The organism is Gordonia sp. PDNC005 (genome assembly GCF_016919385.1).
Taxonomy (GTDB): Bacteria; Actinomycetota; Actinomycetes; order Mycobacteriales; family Mycobacteriaceae; genus Gordonia.
Genome location: NZ_CP070351.1, coordinates 3,571,826 through 3,587,865, shown reverse-complemented (window position 1 = coordinate 3,587,865; position 16,040 = coordinate 3,571,826). Strand labels below are relative to the sequence as shown.

Annotated in this window: 14 protein-coding genes; 7 read left to right on the top strand and 7 right to left on the bottom strand. The window is 67.7% G+C overall.

Annotated elements, in window-relative coordinates:
- Window positions 1-17: 17 nt before the first annotated feature.
- Window positions 18-929: a D-isomer specific 2-hydroxyacid dehydrogenase family protein gene (locus tag JVX90_RS17305; protein WP_205329909.1), complete on the top strand. Its 912-nt coding sequence runs from the start codon at window positions 18-20 to the stop codon at window positions 927-929.
- Here the strand turns inward: JVX90_RS17305 and JVX90_RS17300 are convergent.
- Window positions 900-1,880: a helix-turn-helix domain-containing protein gene (locus JVX90_RS17300; protein ID WP_205329908.1), complete on the bottom strand. Its 981-nt coding sequence runs from the start codon at window positions 1,878-1,880 to the stop codon at window positions 900-902. The two genes, JVX90_RS17305 and JVX90_RS17300, sit on opposite strands and share 30 nt — an antisense overlap.
- A 71-nt stretch (window positions 1,881-1,951) precedes the next feature.
- Here JVX90_RS17300 and JVX90_RS17295 point away from each other — a divergent pair, with 71 nt between their 5' ends.
- On the top strand, window positions 1,952-3,229 hold the full coding sequence (locus JVX90_RS17295; protein ID WP_205329907.1) for an MFS transporter: 1,278 nt from the start codon (window positions 1,952-1,954) through the stop codon (window positions 3,227-3,229).
- Here JVX90_RS17295 and JVX90_RS17290 read toward each other — a convergent pair.
- Together JVX90_RS17290 and JVX90_RS17285 are read right to left on the bottom strand one after the other, a co-directional pair.
- Window positions 3,175-4,779: an FUSC family protein gene (locus JVX90_RS17290; RefSeq protein ID WP_205329906.1), complete on the bottom strand. Its 1,605-nt coding sequence runs from the start codon at window positions 4,777-4,779 to the stop codon at window positions 3,175-3,177. The genes JVX90_RS17295 and JVX90_RS17290 overlap by 55 nt on opposite strands.
- Window positions 4,776-5,195 carry a DUF5997 family protein gene (locus JVX90_RS17285; RefSeq protein WP_205332475.1) on the bottom strand — a complete coding sequence of 140 codons (420 nt, stop codon included), beginning with the start codon at window positions 5,193-5,195 and terminating at the stop codon, window positions 4,776-4,778. Before JVX90_RS17285 ends, JVX90_RS17290 begins: the two co-directional genes overlap by 4 nt.
- A gap of 47 nt (window positions 5,196-5,242) precedes the next feature.
- Between JVX90_RS17285 and JVX90_RS17280 the strand changes: the two genes are divergently transcribed.
- A complete protein-coding gene (locus JVX90_RS17280; RefSeq protein ID WP_205329905.1) occupies window positions 5,243-5,992 on the top strand; it encodes a LysR substrate-binding domain-containing protein in 750 nt (249 codons plus the stop codon).
- Between the two features lie 17 nt (window positions 5,993-6,009).
- On the opposite strand, the gene JVX90_RS17275 is transcribed toward JVX90_RS17280, so the two are convergent.
- Both JVX90_RS17275 and JVX90_RS17270 read right to left on the bottom strand, forming a co-directional pair.
- Entirely contained in the window at window positions 6,010-6,657 is a 648-nt protein-coding gene (locus JVX90_RS17275; protein WP_205329904.1) for a class I SAM-dependent methyltransferase, read from the bottom strand.
- Window positions 6,654-7,553, bottom strand: a complete 900-nt coding sequence (locus tag JVX90_RS17270; RefSeq protein WP_205329903.1) for a LysR family transcriptional regulator — start codon at window positions 7,551-7,553, stop codon at window positions 6,654-6,656. Before JVX90_RS17270 ends, JVX90_RS17275 begins: the two co-directional genes overlap by 4 nt.
- Before the next feature lie 118 nt (window positions 7,554-7,671).
- On the opposite strand from JVX90_RS17270, the gene JVX90_RS17265 reads away from it, so the two are divergent.
- The 3 genes from JVX90_RS17265 to JVX90_RS17255 all read left to right on the top strand — a co-directional run bounded on the left by JVX90_RS17265 (window position 7,672) and on the right by JVX90_RS17255 (window position 10,526).
- Window positions 7,672-8,661, top strand: a complete 990-nt coding sequence (locus JVX90_RS17265; protein ID WP_240193940.1) for a putative sulfate exporter family transporter — start codon at window positions 7,672-7,674, stop codon at window positions 8,659-8,661.
- A 63-nt stretch (window positions 8,662-8,724) separates the two neighbouring features.
- Window positions 8,725-9,630 carry an oxidoreductase gene (locus JVX90_RS17260; RefSeq protein WP_205329901.1) on the top strand — a complete coding sequence of 302 codons (906 nt, stop codon included), beginning with the start codon at window positions 8,725-8,727 and terminating at the stop codon, window positions 9,628-9,630.
- Window positions 9,627-10,526 (top strand): SDR family NAD(P)-dependent oxidoreductase, encoded by a 900-nt coding sequence (locus JVX90_RS17255; RefSeq protein ID WP_205329900.1) that lies wholly within the window; start codon window positions 9,627-9,629, stop codon window positions 10,524-10,526. The genes JVX90_RS17260 and JVX90_RS17255 overlap by 4 nt, the downstream gene beginning before the upstream one ends.
- Here JVX90_RS17255 and JVX90_RS17250 read toward each other — a convergent pair whose 3' ends face one another.
- Both JVX90_RS17250 and JVX90_RS17245 read right to left on the bottom strand, forming a co-directional pair.
- Window positions 10,527-10,943 (bottom strand): DUF779 domain-containing protein, encoded by a 417-nt coding sequence (locus tag JVX90_RS17250; protein WP_205329899.1) that lies wholly within the window; start codon window positions 10,941-10,943, stop codon window positions 10,527-10,529.
- Between the two features lie 101 nt (window positions 10,944-11,044).
- Window positions 11,045-12,568, bottom strand: coding sequence for an aldehyde dehydrogenase family protein (locus JVX90_RS17245; RefSeq protein WP_205329898.1), 1,524 nt, complete (start codon window positions 12,566-12,568; stop codon window positions 11,045-11,047).
- Between the two features lie 218 nt (window positions 12,569-12,786).
- Here JVX90_RS17245 and JVX90_RS17240 point away from each other — a divergent pair, with 218 nt between their 5' ends.
- Complete coding sequence (locus JVX90_RS17240; protein WP_205329897.1) at window positions 12,787-16,035, top strand: arabinosyltransferase domain-containing protein; 3,249 nt, start codon at window positions 12,787-12,789, stop codon at window positions 16,033-16,035.
- The last annotated feature ends 5 nt before the right edge of the window (window positions 16,036-16,040 follow it).

The following is a 16,040-nucleotide window of genomic DNA, read 5'->3' as shown; positions in this document are numbered from 1 at the left end:
GTGATACAGATGGACGCATGAGCTCACTGCGCGTCGCTGTCGAACCGGTACACGACCCTCACGTGGTGGGAGCGGTGCGCGACGCGGGAGCTGAGCTGGTCTCGCTGGACCACGCTCAAATCCTGGTGTGGCTGGGAGGGCCAGACGGCTTTCCCGAACTGCCGGACTCCATCGAGTGGGTTGCACTCAGTACCGCGGGCATCGAACGGTTCGTCGACGCCGGCGTGCTCGACGAGCGCCGCATCTGGACCAATGCGTCCGGTTTCTATGCGCAGGGATGCGCCGAACACGCGCTTGCGCTCTTGCTCGCCGGGACCCGTCAGGTTGTCGCCTCGGCCCGGAGTCGCTGGGCGAAGGGTGCTGTGGACCCGGCGGTGCGGACGCTGCGAGGTTCGACTGTCGTGATCCTCGGCGCGGGTGGAATCGGCCGTGCGCTCACTCCGATGCTGGCCGCGTGCGGGGCCTCGGTGATCGCCGTCAACAGGTCGGGCCGATCAGTCGACGGCGCCGACCTGACACTTCCTGCATCTGAGATCGATGAGGCGTTGGCCCGCGCCGATCACGTCGTGCTGGCGGCACCCGACACCGCAGAGACACGGCACGTGATCAATGACCGGACACTCGCACTCCTCAAGCCCCACTCATGGGTGGTGAACGTCGCCCGCGGGCCGTTGATCGACCAGGCGGCGCTGTACCGGGCCCTGGTCGGCGGGGCGATCGCCGGCGCCGGACTCGACGTGACCGACCCGGAACCGCCGCCGCTCGACGATCCGTTGTTCAGCCTGGACAACGTGGTGATCACCCCGCACGTCGCCAACCCGGCGGGGCGTCTGACAACCGAGATGGCGCCGTTCCTGACCGAGAACCTCCGGCGTTTCACGGCAGGGCTCGACCTGATCTCACGAGTCGAGGTGGGCCGCGGCTACTGATCCTCCAAACGCCCGGCGGTACATGGCAGGAGGCATGCCGGTGTCCCGGCGCAGATGGACGCGGAGGCTTGCCGAGCTGCCGAGTCCGGACTGCTCGGCGACGGCGTCGATCGAGAGGTCGCTGCGTTCGAGAAGCTCGCGCGCGTGGTCGAGGCGGAGGCGTTGCACCCAGGCACCCGGCGTCTGCCCGGTCTCCTCCCGGAACCGCCGATTGAACGTGCGCACGCTCATCCCCGAGCGCCGCGCCAGGCGTTCGACGGACAAGTTCTCCGACGGATTCGCCGTCGCCCACTGTCTCACCGGCGCGGTGCTTCCCTCACCGCGCGGCGGAACTGGGCGGTCGACGAACTGCGGATGAGTGCCCTCGCGGGCGGGCGGCAGGACGCAGTATCTGGCGACGCGCGCCGCGGCGGCGGTGCCGTGGTCGCCACGGATGATGTGCAGGCATAAGTCGATGCCCGACGCGACTCCGGCCGACGTCAGAATGTCGCCGTCGTCGACGTACAGGACGTGATCGATCAAAGAGACCGTCGGATGCAGGCGAAGCAGGTCGGAACCTGCCTGCCAGTGGGTGGTGGCCGGACGGCCGTCGAGCAGTCCGGCGGCCGCGAGGATGAACGCGCCGGTGCAGATCGACACGAGTCGGGTGCCCGGTCTTATCAGGGCAAGGGCCTCGCGCAGATCTTCTGGCAGATTGCCCGCCTCACGTGCAGGCGGGCACTTCGTCCCGGGGATCACCACGGTGTCCGCGCGGGCGAGGACTGAAGCATCCGACTCCGGCGTGATCGCGTAGCCGTTCGTCGATCGGACGGGGTCTCCGGTGACACTGCAGGTGACAACGTCGTACAGCGGGTTCCCCTCGGCGTCGTCCGCCTTGCCGAAACAGGTGGGTGCAATGGTCGCGTCGAATCCGATGACTGGTTCGACGAGGAGAACCGCGACAGTTTGCATGGCATTATTCTGCCATTTATTGGCATTCATGCCACTGGTTCTGGAAAGGGGTGCCGGGCATTGTGATTCACGTGAAACTTCGCATCCACTACGCCTGGGTGATCGCGGGTGTGGCCTTCCTGACCATCCTCGGCGCCGCGGGCTTCCGGTCGGTCCCGGGCGTCCTGATGGATCCGTTGCACCACGAGTTCGGGTGGTCGCACGGCACCATCGGCGCTGCGATGAGTGTCAACATGGCGCTCTACGGACTCACCGCGCCCTTCGCCGCCGCGCTCATGGACAAGTTCGGAATCCGGCCGGTCGTGACGGCGGCGCTGGCTCTGATCGCGGCGGGCACGGGACTCGCGGTCTTCATGACGGCCAGTTGGCAGCTCGTGCTGCTGTGGGGTGTGCTCGTGGGTCTGGGCACCGGCGCACTCTCGACCGCGTTCGTAGCGACGATCGCCACCCGCTGGTTCGTCGAGCGGCGCGGCCTCGTGACCGGAGTATTGACGGCGGCCTCTGCCACCGGGCAGCTGATCTTCCTGCCGATCGTTGCAGCGCTGGCCGACGCACACGGCTGGCGCACGTCGGTGCTTGTGGTCACCGCCGTCGCGGTCGCGGTGGTGCCGGTCGCCGGTCTGCTCCTGAGGTCGTGGCCGTCGGACCTCGGGATGGCGGCGTTCGGGTCGACCACGGTGTCTCCGCCGGTTCGGGAAGACCGCGGGATGGCGCGCGCGGCACTGGGCGGCCTCGCGCTGGGCGCGCGCCGACCCGTGTTCTGGCTGCTCGCGGCCAGCTTCGCGATCTGCGGAGCGACCACCAACGGCTTGTTGCAGACCCACTTCATTCCGGCAGCGGGCGATCACGGCATGCCCGCGACGACGGCGGCGTCGCTGTTGGCGCTCGTCGGAGTCTTCGACGTGGTCGGAACGATCGCGTCGGGATGGCTCACCGACCGCGTCGACCCGCGGATCCTGCTGGTGATCTACTACCTCGGGCGGGGTGTCGCGCTGGCCGGACTGCCGTCGATCCTCGGGGCGACGGCCACGCCGAGCGTCTGGGTGTTCATCCTGTTCTACGGGCTGGACTGGGTGGCGACCGTCCCTCCAACGATGGCGTTGGCGCGAGAACAGTTCGGCGACGCGACCCCGGTCGTCTTCGGGTGGATCTTCGCTGCTCATCAGCTCGGAGCGGCCGTCGCGGCATTCGGTGCGGGAGCGATCCGCGATGCGTCGGGCGGCTACGATCCGGCCTTCTACACCGCTGCGGTCCTGTGTGTCGTCGCCGGATTCCTGTGCTGGGCGGTTCCCCGTCAGCGACTGATGCGGGAGGAGAGCTCGGCCCGGACTCCGGCGTCGATCGGCTGACCCAGCGGCGTCCGCCAGCACGCGCCCAGCACGTCGTAGCCGACACCTGCGATCCGCGTGTGCTCAGCCCAATGCTGACGAGCCCACGCGGGCTCGTCGCATGCGCTGTCGGTGGCGGCGAGTTCGGCTTCGACGAGACGCCACTGCAGGTCGCGGCGGTTCTGTCGCATGCCGTCGGAGTCGACGGGCGACGTCGCGCCGTCGGTGAGCACCTCGGAGCCGGCGTGTTGAACAGCCGAGTCGGCACTGTGGAGCGTTCGACGGTGGACACGTGGCAACAGCAGCCAGACGGCGGCGATCGCGACGGCGACGCCGAGAACGGTCTCGCCGATCCGTTCGCCGATCTGGACGGGCAGGGGTGTGCTCGGACCGCCCATGAGCAGCGCCAACGGGGTGATGAACAGGACGGCGACGGCGTAATTCGTCGCGACCGTCAACTCGATCAGCACGTTGAGGATCGCGAGGACGACGATCAACGGACCGACGTGCAGGTCGAGCACATGGAGGATTGCGTACAGGCCGACGCCGGCCACTGTGCCGAGCACCCGTTGAGCGCCACGGATGGAACCGTGCACACGATCGGGGCCGAGTTGAAGGACGAGCACGGCGCCGAGAATCGCCCAGTCGGGACGGCCGAGTCCGGAGAGTACGGCGATCGACCCTGCGAGTGCTGCGGCGACGGCCGCACGGAACGCCGACACGGCGGCGTGACTGTCGAGGCTCGCGGCGAACGCCAGGCGACGGGCGACGCTCGGACGGGGGAGGGGCGCGACGAAGCTGCTGACCTGCGCGTCATGGACCTTCTGGTGTGCTGCCCACAGTCGCTGTGCGAGTTCGCTGTCGGTGGCTGCAGCATCGTGGAGGACCGTCCACGCGTTCAGAGTCGAGAGTGCAACGCCGTGTCGTGCCGCGGGATCGGCGGCCGAGTTCGACGCGAGGTATCGTTCGGCCGCCTCCAGCGCCGCAGTGGTCGCGGCGGTCTCCGGTCCACGCGGGTGCCACAGCGCGGGCGCCATTCCCACGACCAGCGACGCGAGAGCGCCGGCGGCGCTGAACAGCACGAGGTGGCCGACGTCGACGCCGTGGCGCGTGACGAGTTGGGACACACCCGCGACGAGGACGAAGAAGAACGGTCCGGGCGGGCCGAGGCGCAGCGCGTTGCCCACGAACACGCTGATGCCCGCGCACCCGGAGAGAGCGGCGACTACTCCCAGATCAACCCCGATCGACGCGTCCGGTCCGGCGGCCGAACCGAGCGCGCCGAAAAGCGCGGCCATCGCCGTCAGCAGCACACCGGCCGTCAGAATCACTCGCCATCGGATCAGATATGCGCGCCGCTCGCCGTACAGGACGGCGAATGCGCCCATTGCTGCGAGAAGCGAACCCGTGCCGAAACCGCAGAGGGCGAGGACCGTCGCGGGCAGAGCGAGCGACAGGCCGGCCCGAGCGGCGGGTGCCCATCGTCCTCGTGCAGACGGACGGCGAAAGAGCACACCGGCGAATCGCGGCCGCGGCGGCGGAGACGGATCCGGGGTCTGCTCGGCCGTCACTCGGCCGAGTCTGCCTCGACGTCGGATTCGGCGGTCGCCTCCGCTTCGGCTTGCTCCCGTGCGCGACGACGATCACCGTGCAGCGACCGGACACGGCGTTCTTCGCGCAGCACCTCGACGTGCAGGGCACGTTCGGCAGCAAGCCACTCCGGCATCTCCTCGAGCAGGGCGTTGATCTGCTCGGTTGTCAGTGCCTCGGTGATCTCGCCGCGGACCAGCGCCGAGTTCGAGATGCCGAGCTTGCCCGCCACCAGGTTCTTCGGATGAGGCCCGTTGGCCCGCAGATCACGGAGCCACTGCGGCGGATCGGCCTGCAGGGCTTCGAGTGCGGTGCGTGTGATCAGACCTTCGCGGAACTCTGCGGGAGTCGCCGGCAGGTAGACGTCCAACTTCTTGGCGGCGGTGGCCGGTTTCATCGACTGCGAGCTCATGCGTCCAGGGTATCGGGCGGTAGCCTCGAACCGTGACCTCGCCCGAAACGCCGCGCCGCTTCACTCTCGCGTACGTGCCAGGCGTCACTCCCGCCAAGTGGGTGCGGATATGGAAAGAGCGGCTTCCGCAGGTGCCGCTCGCCCTCGTGGCCCTTGACGTCGCCGACACCGCAGACGCGATCGCTTCCGGGAATGCTGACATCACAATCACTCGGCTGCCAGACGCTCTTGCAGACGGCGATCCCGGGCCTCACCACACGATCTCCCTGTACGAGGAGACGACGGTTGTCGTGCTGCCGAAGGACCACGGACTCACCGCCGGAGACGATCTGACGTTCGCCGACGTCGCCGACGAGCCGTTCCTTTGGCCGCTCGACGAGCCGCTCATGGTGCCCGACCGTCCGGGTACGGCCGTCGAACATCAACCGGACACCGTTGCCGACGCGATCGAGCTCGTCGCCGCCGGAATCGGCCTCCTGTTGGTCCCACAGTCGTTGGCGCGGCTGCATCACCGCAAGGACCTCGTCTACCGGCCGGTGACGGATGCGCCGACGAGCACCGTCGGTCTGCTCTGGCCGGCCCCGACATCCGAGCTGTGTGACGAGTTCATCGGGATCGTCCGAGGTCGCAAGGCCACGTCGTCGCGCGGAGGTTCCGAACCTGCTCCGAAGCGCTCGGCCAAGGAGAAGGCCGCAGCAAAACGCGCCAACCGCGAAGCCGCGGGGAAGATCCCGGGTAAGGGGAAGGGCGGCTCGGCCCGTCGTCGTCGGCCTTCGCGCTGAGAACTGGTGAATTCGCTCTACGACGCGAATTCACCAGAATTTCCCGGCAGAGTCCTCGCGCACAGGTGGAACTCCGGGAAGCGGTGGAACCCTTCCGCCGGACGGCTCACCGTCCGCCACAGTTCAGTGAAACCGACATCTGTGACGGCTTCGGCGATCGAGTCGGGATGCCATCGCCAGGCAGGGGCGACTGCGTGGTCGAACTCGCTGACGCCGGGTTCATCACTCGACTGCCCGGCCAGGAGGATGCAGGCCCCGGACGGCAGACGGGACGCCCAGTCGGCCAGAGCTTCGCGCACACCGTCCGGCGCTACGTGGATCAGGCTGTACCGGGCCACGACCCCGGCGACTGCCGACAGGTCGACGGTGCTCAGCGAGGCGTCGTCGGCGGACAACTCCAGGTCGGGATGTGCGAGTTCGGCCTGCTCACGCATGCCGGTGCTCGGATCGACCGCCAGCACGGTGAAGCCGGCGTCGGTGAGATACGCCGCGACATGTCCGATGCCGCAGCCGACGTCGACGATCGTCGAGCCGAGGTTCGAGCCGCGTATCTCCGAGGCGAAGGCGTCCACCGCCGCCTTTTCAAGCGGCGATTGGAATGTGTCGGGAATCAAGTCGGCATATGTCTGCGCCATCGTGTCGTAGCCGAGTTGTTCGGCGGTCATGTGTTGCTCCCTCGGGCGATGCGGACGAGTTCGGCTGCGGGGCCCCGCAGCTCACGTGGAGGTCGCCACACGGCGCGGAGCGCGCGTGACAGGTCCAGGCCGTCCACCTCGACCGGCCGGACCGCACCGGAGCGTGCGTCGTCGGCGATCGCGAGGCTGCTCAGCACGGCGGGCCCGACTCCGGCGGCGACCGAGGTTCGGATTGCGGCGCTGCTGCCGAGTTCGAGGATCGGTTCGGCGCGGGGGAAGGCGCTGAGCGCGTCGTCGAGCGTGGTGCGGGTGCCCGACCCCGGCTCCCTGACCAGGAGTGGCGTCGCAGCGAGCTCTTCTGCGCTGACCTTCCGTCGACGCCGTGTCCACGGGTGATCGGGTGGGACCACAAGCACGAGGCGGTCGCGGGCGACGACGGTCCCGCACAGCTTCGACGGCACGGACGGAGACTCGACGAACCCGAGGTCGCAGGCGTCGTTCGCCAACGACACGAATACGGTCGACGAGTTCTGCACACGTAGATGGACGGTCACCTCGGGAAACTTGGCGCGGAATGTGCCGAGCCAGCGGGGCAGCAGGTGCTCGGCGACAGTCATCGACGCACCGACGGTCAGTTCCGCCGTGTGATCGGACTTCAGGCCCTCTGCGACGTCCAGGAGCTCGGCCGCACCGTCCACGATCTGGCGGGCCCAGTGGACCAACACGGTTCCCTGCGGCGTGAGTGTCGAGCCTGCGGTCGCGCGCTTGATCAACGGCACACCCAACTGGCGTTCCAAACGGGAGATCGATCGGCTCGCATTCGGTTGGGCGACGCCCGTGATCCGCGCCGCCGCGCTCAGGCTGCCATGGTCGTCGACGCCGACGAGCAGCTCCAGTGCTCCGAGGTCGAGTGATCGCACATCCATGCCACGACCATAACCTGCGGAGATGTCACTCAGATATGGATTATCCATATCAAGTGGATATGAACACATGCTCGGAATCGGGGTACCGGGTGCTCCGATCAGCGGCCACAGTGGATGCATGACGATCCTCAAGCCGCAGACCTCCGGGGTGCTTCCCGGCCTCGCACTCGCAGGTCTCGGCGCGGCCGTCGCGGTCAGTCTGTCGACCGCGCTCCCGGCGATGAGCCCGTTGCTCATCGCGATCCTGCTCGGCGCCGTGTGCGCGAACATGATCACCCTGCCCGCGACCCTTCGACCGGGTCTGACGTTCGCCTCCAAGACACTGCTGCGCATCGGCGTCGCGCTCCTCGGCCTTCAGCTCGTCGTCGGCGACATCCTCGGCCTCGGCGCCGGCGTCATCGTGGTGGTCGTGGCGATCGTGGGCGGCGGCATCCTCGGCACCCTCTACATCGGCAAACTGCTCGGCGTTCCGTTCGCCCAGCGTCTCCTGATCGCCTGCGGCATGTCGATCTGCGGCGCAGCCGCGGTCGCGGCCGTCGACGGAGTGATCGACGCGAAGGAAGAGGACGTCGCGGCTGCAGTCGGATGTGTCGTCGTCTTCGGCACCCTCATGATTCCGGCCGTGCCGTTCCTCGCGAGTGTGATGGGCCTGTCGGATTCGACGGCGGGCATGTGGGCCGGCGGCTCGATCCACGAGGTCGCGCAGGTTGTCGCAGCCGGCGGCATGATCAGTGGCAGCGCGTTGGCCGTGGCGGTGGTCGTCAAACTCGCACGCGTCGTGATGCTCGCGCCGGTGCTCGCTGTGATCAGCGTGCGGCAGCGCAGGGAGATCGGTGACGGCGGCAAGCGTCCGCCGCTGGTCCCGCTGTTCGTCGTCGGTTTCCTGGGCTTCGTCGCAGTGCGGTCGGCGGGCGTGCTGCCGGACGTGGCGCTCTCGATCGGCGGCGACCTTCAGAAGATCGCACTCACCACCGCCATGTTCGCCCTCGGCGCCGGAATCCGGATCGACGTCATGCGTCGAGTTGGACTTCGCCCACTTGCCCTCGCCGCCTCGGGCACGGTTCTCGTGGCCTCGATCGCGCTGGTCGGCGTGCTGTTCGCCGCCTGACAACCATTGCCGTAACCGTTGGTAACGCTTACTCTGAGGTCGAAACGGCTCAGGGAGGCACAAATGAGTTGGTCAGCAGATCACATCGGGGATCAGACCGGGCGGCGTTTCATCATCACTGGAGCCAACGGCGGACTCGGTTCGGTGACGGCGAAGAGACTGGCAGATAAGGGCGGCAGTGTGGTCCTGGCGTGCCGGGACGTCACCAAAGCGGAGCGAGTCGCAGGTGAGATCGGAGGTGACGTGTCCGTCGCTCCGCTCGACCTCGCCGACCTGTCGTCAGTTCGATCCTTCGCCACCGGGCAGGGAGAGTTCGACGTCTTGATCAACAACGCCGGGCTGATGAACGTCCCGTTCCGCCGCACCGTCGACGGGTTCGAGATGCAGTTCGGTGTCAATCACCTCGGTCACTTCGCGTTGACCGGCCTACTGCTCGACAGGATCACCGACCGGGTGGTCACCCTGTCGAGCATCGCTCACCGGCAGACGCCGAAGCTGTGGATCGACGACCTCGACTACCGACACCGCAGATACCAGCGGAACCTCGCCTACGCGCAGTCGAAGCTCGCGAACCTGATGTTCGCTCGCGAGCTGGAACGCCGTCTCCGTGCTGCGGGGAGCTCCGTCCGCTCATACGGAGTCCATCCTGGTGTGTCCGGGACCGATCTGTTCGCACGGACCGAGACGGTCTTCGACCGGGTCGGTGTGCTGGGCGCGAGCCTGGTGGGGCACCCGCCGGAGAAAGCGGCGGAGTCGACTCTGTTCGCGGCCACCGAAGCGGCTGATCCCGAGGTGTTCTGGGGACCGACGGGACTCCTCATCGGGTCCCGCGGGCCGGTGCGGCCATCGCGGTCCACCCGCCTGTCGCGAAATCGCCGCCTCGCCGCGCGGCTGTGGACCGAGTCCGAGAAGATGACCGGCATCGAATACGACTTCGACGGCGCGGCGCGCGACGGAGTTCAGTCATGAGCGCCGGGCCGTTGGACAGGCTGTGGGGAGCGCGGCGCGGAATCGAGCGCTTCGTCGTCAAGAACGCAGCGTCAGCCATGCGACTGGGCGCCCTCGATCTGGTCGGACGCGTGGTGGTCGTGACGGGCGGCAGCTCGGGGATCGGCCTCGCCGCGGCACGTCGCTGCCTCGGCGAAGGAGCTCGTGTGGTCATCGTCGCCCGACGACTGGACGAGCTCGAGCAGGCGCGCGCCGAGCTGTCCAGGTCGGGTGAGATCCATGTGCGCCAATGCGATGTGACAGACGAAGACGCGGTCAGGTCGATGATGGCCGACATCGAAGAGTCGGTCGGTCCGATCGAAGTGCTCGTCAACAACGCGGGACGATCGATTCGTCGTTCGACGGTGAACGCCGCCGACCGCATGCACGACTACCGGCGGACCATGGACGTCAACTACTTCGGCGCCGTCGCGTGCACGCTGGCGGTGCTGCCGAGCATGGTCGAACGCGGTCATGGACGGATTGTGAACGTGTCGAGCATCGCGACACAGGCACTCGGTCCCCGTTTCGGCGCGTACGCCGCGAGCAAAGCCGCGCTCGACGCCTTCGGCGAGGTGCTGGCGGGGGAGGTCGCGGGCCGCGGCGTGACCGTCACCTCGGTCAAGATGCCTCTGACACGGACACCGATGATCGAACCGACCGGCGCATATCGTAAGGCGTCGAGCATCAGTGCGGGTCAGGCCGCCACCTTGGTCATGCGAGGGATCAAGTACGGCCGTCCGCGAGTGTCGACGCTCGCCGGTGAGGCCGCGACGGTCGGGACGACTGTGGTGCCCGGGTCCATGGCTCTCTGGCGGCAGGTCGACTATCTGGCGGTCCCGGAGTCGGCTGCGGCTCTCGGGGAGCGGGGACAGTAGTCAGTCGAAGTCCGCTCCGACTCTCGGCGGTGAGGCCGCGAGCAGGGTGTTCTCCTCGTCGGTGAATGCACGGGCGCGCGACAGGAACCGCACACCTTCAGGCGCCTCGAGAGAGAAGCCCGCACCCCGACCGGGGACGACGTCGACGATCAGCTGCGTGTGCTTCCACGCCTCGAACTGGTCGCCACCTATCCAGACCCGCACCGCGGGGAGCGGATCGGGCAGGTCGATCTCGCCGACCAGCACGTCGCGCTGGCCGATGCGGAACTCTCCGACCGGATAACACATCGGCGCCGACCCGTCACAGCAGCCGCCGGACTGGTGGATCATCAGCCCGCCGTGCAGCTCCGACAGTTTGGTGAGGAGGTCGACGCCCGCCTGGGTCGCGACCACACGGTCGGGTGCGGTGGTGGTCATGGGTTGATCCTTTCACCTGGGGCCGGTGGAGAGATGGGACTCGCCCGGACCGGGAACGCCGGTCCGGGCGAGGGTCTATCGGCGGTGCACCGTGGAACTTCTCAGAAGAAGCCCTTGGCGTTCTGCGAGTAGCCGACGAGGAGGTTCTTCGTCTGCTGGTAGTGGCCGAGCATCATCAGGTGGTTCTCGCGTCCGACGCCGGACTGCTTGTAGCCGCCGAACGCCGCGTGTGCCGGGTAGTCGTGGTAGGTGTTCGTCCACACGCGGCCGGCCTGGATGTCACGTCCGGCGCGGTAGGCGACGGCGCCGTTGCGGCTCCACACGCCCGCACCGAGGCCGTACAGGGTGTCGTTGGCGATGGAGATCGCGTCGTCGTAGTCGGTGAACGACGCGACGGCCAGAACCGGGCCGAAGATCTCCTCCTGGAAGATGCGCATCTTGTTGTCGCCCGCGAACACGGTCGGCTGGATGTAGTAACCGCCGGACAGGTCGCCGCCGAGGTCGGCGGGTTCGCCGCCGGTGAGCACCTTTGCGCCTTCGTCACGGCCGATGGCCAGATACGACTTGATCTTCTCCCACTGGTCGCTGCTGGCCTGAGCGCCCATCATGGTGTCGGTGTCGAGTGGGTTGCCCTGCTTGATCGCCTTGACGCGGGCGACGGCCTTCTCCAGGAAGTCGTCGTAGATGCCGCCCTGGACGAGGGCGCGGCTCGGGCAGGTGCAGACCTCGCCCTGGTTGAGCGCGAACATCGAGAAGCCCTCGAGAGCGCGGTCGAGGTAGCCGTCGTCGGCGGACATGACGTCGTCGAAGAACAGGTTGGGGCTCTTGCCGCCGAGTTCCAGGGTCACCGGGATCAGGTTCTCGGTTGCGTACTGCATGATCAGGCGGCCGGTGGTCGTCTCACCCGTGAACGCGATCTTGCGGATGCGGTTGCTCGATGCCAGCGGCTTGCCCGCTTCGACGCCGAAGCCGTTGACGATGTTGAGGACACCGTCGGGCAGCAGGTCGCCGATGATGCTCATCAGGTACAGGATCGACGACGGTGTCTGCTCGGCGGGCTTGAGGACCACGGCGTTGCCCGCCGCGAGTGCCGGCGCCAGCTTCCACGTCGCCATCAGGATGGGGAAGTTCCACGGGATGATCTGACCGACGACGCCGAGCGGCTCGTGGAAGTGGTAGGCGACCGTGTCCTGGTCGATCTCCGAGATGCCGCCCTCCTGAGCGCGGATGGCGCCTGCGAAGTATCGAAAGTGGTCGATGGCGAGCGGGATGTCGGCGGCGAGCGTCTCACGGACCGCCTTGCCGTTCTCCCAGCACTCGGCGACGGCGATCTTCTCGAGGTTCGCCTCCATGCGGTCGGCGATCTGATTGAGGATCACCGCGCGCTCGGCGACCGAGGTCTTGCCCCACGCGGGTGCTGCGGCGTGTGCGGCGTCGAGCGCGAGGTCGATGTCCTCGGCAGTCGAGCGTGCGACCTCGCAGAACGTCTTGCCGTCGACGGGGGACGGATTCTCGAAGTACTGGCCTTTGACCGGAGGCACCCACTTGCCGCCGATCCAGTTGTCGTAACGCGACTCGAAGCTCATGACGGAACCCTCGGTTCCGGGCTTGGCGTAAACGGCCATTGTGGTGACTCCTTCGCACAGCTCAAACGGTGATCTTGGTGATGTGAAACACACCGTAGGCCGGTCATGGTTGCAACAACGTTGCAGAACGATCGGCGCTGCTTCTAGTGGGCGTCCACCGCGTTTCGCGCTGACTGTCGGTCTCGATTGGGGCACTGTCGGCGCGTTCGCCGGTGCCCTTCAGGTTTTACTTAGCGCGACGGCTTAGCATCACCTCGATGTCTACTCGGCCTGCAGCACCCTCACGGACGTACGCGATCATCGCGGCCGTCGCCGGATCGATCGCGATCGCGGCGGCGGTGTTGACGCCTTTCCTTCCTGTTCAGGAGCGGTCTGCGACCATCGACTGGCCCAGCGGCCAGACGCTGAACTCGGCGGACGGATCGGTCGTCGCGCCGCTCGCGACTCAGACTCCGGCGTCGCTCGACGTGAGCATTCCGTGCACTGTGCTGCGCCAGGTCGATGGCGACACGCCCAAGACGATCGTGGCGTCCATGCCGACCAAAGCCGAAGGGTTCCGTGAGAACGCCCTGTTGGTCTCCGCGTCACAGGCGGGTGTGACGGTCGCCGTTCGCGGAGTGGAATTGGTCTCGGCGTCTCGTGCCGACCTCGCGAAGTGCCGCAGCATTCACGTCTGGTCGGACGGACCGACGGTGTTCGCACAAGTTGTGGGTGTCGGACCGGCCGTTACTGATCCGGATGCGGAGAAGCCTCAGGTCACCGGCGTCTTCACCGATCTGGACGGCGCGCAGGTCAAGGCCGCGCAAGGAGCGGGCCTCGCCGTGACGATCGACGTCGACAACCGCTTCGACGTGACCCCGACGATCCTCAAGTGGCTCGTGATCGTCGTCGGTGTGATCGCCGTGATCCTCGCGCTGTTCGCCGCGTGGAAGCTCGACTCCGCGAACGGCCACCGCCACCGTTTCTCGCCGGTTGGACGCTGGAAGATCCTGATCCCGAGCGTGGTGGATCTGCTGGTCACCGCGTCGCTGGTGATCTGGCACTTCCTCGGCGCCGGATCGTCGGACGACGGCTACATCCTCACGATGGGACGCAACGCGTCCGATGTGGGCTACCTCGGCGACTACTACCGCTGGTTCAACGTGCCCGAAGCGCCCTTCGACTGGTACTACTCCTTCCTCGGCCACTGGGCCGAGATCTCGACCGCGGCGATCTGGATGCGCCTGCCCGCTCTGCTCGCGGGCCTGGCGTCGTGGTTCATCCTCAGCCGTGTTCTTCTCCCGCGTCTCGGCGTGGCGATCCGCGGATCGCAGTGGGCGGCGCTGACCGCGGCAGCCGTGTTCGTCGCCTACTGGATGCCTTTCGCGTCGGGCATGCGCAGCGAGGCGATCATCGTCCTCGGTTCGCTGTTGACATGGTGGATGACCGAGCGCGCTGTCGCCACACGCCGCATCCTGCCCGCTGCGCTGGCCGCACTCTTCGCAGGCCTGACCCTGGCGACGGCCCCGCACGGCATCATCGCCGTTGCAGTCCTGATCGCCGGTTCCCGACCGATGCTGCGCGTGATCCGCGCCCGCCATCGTGAAGCCGGACTGCTTCCGCTCATCGCGCCGATCGGCGCGGCATTCGCATTCGTCGTGCTGGTGGTGTTCCGCCAGCAGACCATCGCCACGATCGGCGAGGCGATCCGAGTGCGTTACGAAGTGGGCCCGACCGCCGCCTGGTACCAGGAACTCCTCCGCTTCTACTTCCTGACCCTCTCGCATGACGACGGCGCCCTCGCCCGTCGTCTCCCGGTCCTCGTCCTGGTCCTGTCGCTGCTCGCAACGCTCGCAGTCCTGTTGCGCCGCAAGCACATCCCCGGGATCGCCCGCGGGCCGGTGTGGCGTCTCGTCGCGGCTACGCTCCTGACGATCCTGCTGCTGTCGTTCACGCCCACCAAGTGGACGGTGCAGTTCGGTGTCTACGCGGGTCTGGGAGCCGCACTCGCCGCTGTGGTCACCGTCGTGATGGCACAGCAGGCGCGCCGCTCTGCCCGTGACCTCTGGATCTATCTCGCAGCGCTGATGCTCGCGTGTGCCGGCGCCACGGCGGGCTCCAATGCGTGGGGCTGGAGCTACGACTTCGGCATCTCGTGGTCGGACAAGATCCCCGGGCTCAAGGGCATTCCGGCTCCGACGCTGTTCCTCGGCCTCACCGGTGTCGCGTTCCTGGCCGCCATCTGGTGCCACGTCCGGCCGCCGTCGTCGAAGGTGATCGATCACGACACCCGGTGGCGTACGGTCGCTCGGTCGGCGCCGATGCTGGTGCTGGTGGTCGCGGTGCTGCTCGCCGAGGGGGCGCTCTTCGCCCGCGCGGCCGTCCAACGGTCCGACAGCTACACCAACCTGAACGCGGGACTGCGCGCCGTCGCGGGCGACACCTGTGGAATGGCCGACGACGTCCTCGTCGAGCCGGATTCCAACGCGGGAATGCTCAGGCCGATCGGGACGTCGAACGTCTCGAAGGCGCTGTCCGGCGAGTCCGTCGGTTTCACACCCGACGGTGTCGCCGCCGACCTGACGCCGGAGAACATCGTCATCGGTGCAGGCACCATCCACACCGGGCGCAAGGTCTCCGCGCCGTTCGTCGTCACCCCCGGAACGCCGGGAACCCTCGGTGGACGCGGAGCGACCACCGTCAACGGCTCCGTCGCGGCCCTTCCCTTCGGTCTCGACCCCGCCCGGACGCCGGTGCTGGGCAGCTACGGCTACGACGACGGGACGGCCCACCTCACGTCGTCGTGGTACTCGCTGCCGGCGCACGACGCGTCGCCGTTGCTGGTGATCTCCGCAGCGGGCTCGATCTTCTCCATCGACAGGGACGCTGCGGCCCGCCCCGGACGGTCGCTCGTGGTCGAATTCGGACGCGGTGAGGGAACCGAGTTCACCCCGATCGGCACCTACGTGCCGATCGACCCCGACTGGGGCTCCAACCGACCGTGGCGCAACCTGCGCATTCCGATGGCTGCGGTGCCCCGGGAGGCGACTGCGATGCGCATCGTCGCTGAAGACTCCAACGTGAACCCGGACGAGTGGCTGGCGTTCACCCCGCCGCGCGCACCCGCGCTGAAGACCCTGAACGAGGTGATCGGACACGACACCCCGGTGCTGTTGGACCTGTCGGTCGGCGCGCAGTTCCCGTGTCAGCGGCCGATGACGGCTCGCGACGGCGTGTTCGAGCAGCCGAAGTGGCGCATCATGCCCGATCAGGTGACCGCCGGGTCGAAATCGACGTCCTGGCAGGACCGGTCCGGTGGTGGGATTCTCGGCGTCACCGACGGCATCGCCTCGGAGTCGACGGTCTCGACGTATCTGAAGAACGACTGGTACCGCGACTGGGGAGCACTGCTGAGATTGACGCCGCTGGCCCCCGACGCGGCGACCGCGCAGGTCTCGACGTCGGCGGAGACGGCGTGGGGATGGAAGCGATCGGGTCCGATCCGGGCGGTGTCGCCCAATGAGTAGGGGTC

Coding starts and splice junctions, on each gene's coding strand:
- JVX90_RS17255 (WP_205329900.1), top strand. CDS start 9,627: ATGAGCGCCGGGCCGTTGGACAGGCTGTGGGGAGCGCGGCGCGGAATC.
- JVX90_RS17300 (WP_205329908.1), bottom strand. CDS start 1,880: ATGCAAACTGTCGCGGTTCTCCTCGTCGAACCAGTCATCGGATTCGAC.
- JVX90_RS17245 (WP_205329898.1), bottom strand. CDS start 12,568: ATGGCCGTTTACGCCAAGCCCGGAACCGAGGGTTCCGTCATGAGCTTC.
- JVX90_RS17305 (WP_205329909.1), top strand. CDS start 18: ATGAGCTCACTGCGCGTCGCTGTCGAACCGGTACACGACCCTCACGTG.
- JVX90_RS17260 (WP_205329901.1), top strand. CDS start 8,725: ATGAGTTGGTCAGCAGATCACATCGGGGATCAGACCGGGCGGCGTTTC.
- JVX90_RS17250 (WP_205329899.1), bottom strand. CDS start 10,943: ATGACCACCACCGCACCCGACCGTGTGGTCGCGACCCAGGCGGGCGTC.
- JVX90_RS17240 (WP_205329897.1), top strand. CDS start 12,787: ATGTCTACTCGGCCTGCAGCACCCTCACGGACGTACGCGATCATCGCG.
- JVX90_RS17265 (WP_240193940.1), top strand. CDS start 7,672: ATGACGATCCTCAAGCCGCAGACCTCCGGGGTGCTTCCCGGCCTCGCA.
- JVX90_RS17285 (WP_205332475.1), bottom strand. CDS start 5,195: ATGAAACCGGCCACCGCCGCCAAGAAGTTGGACGTCTACCTGCCGGCG.
- JVX90_RS17275 (WP_205329904.1), bottom strand. CDS start 6,657: ATGACCGCCGAACAACTCGGCTACGACACGATGGCGCAGACATATGCC.
- JVX90_RS17270 (WP_205329903.1), bottom strand. CDS start 7,553: ATGGATGTGCGATCACTCGACCTCGGAGCACTGGAGCTGCTCGTCGGC.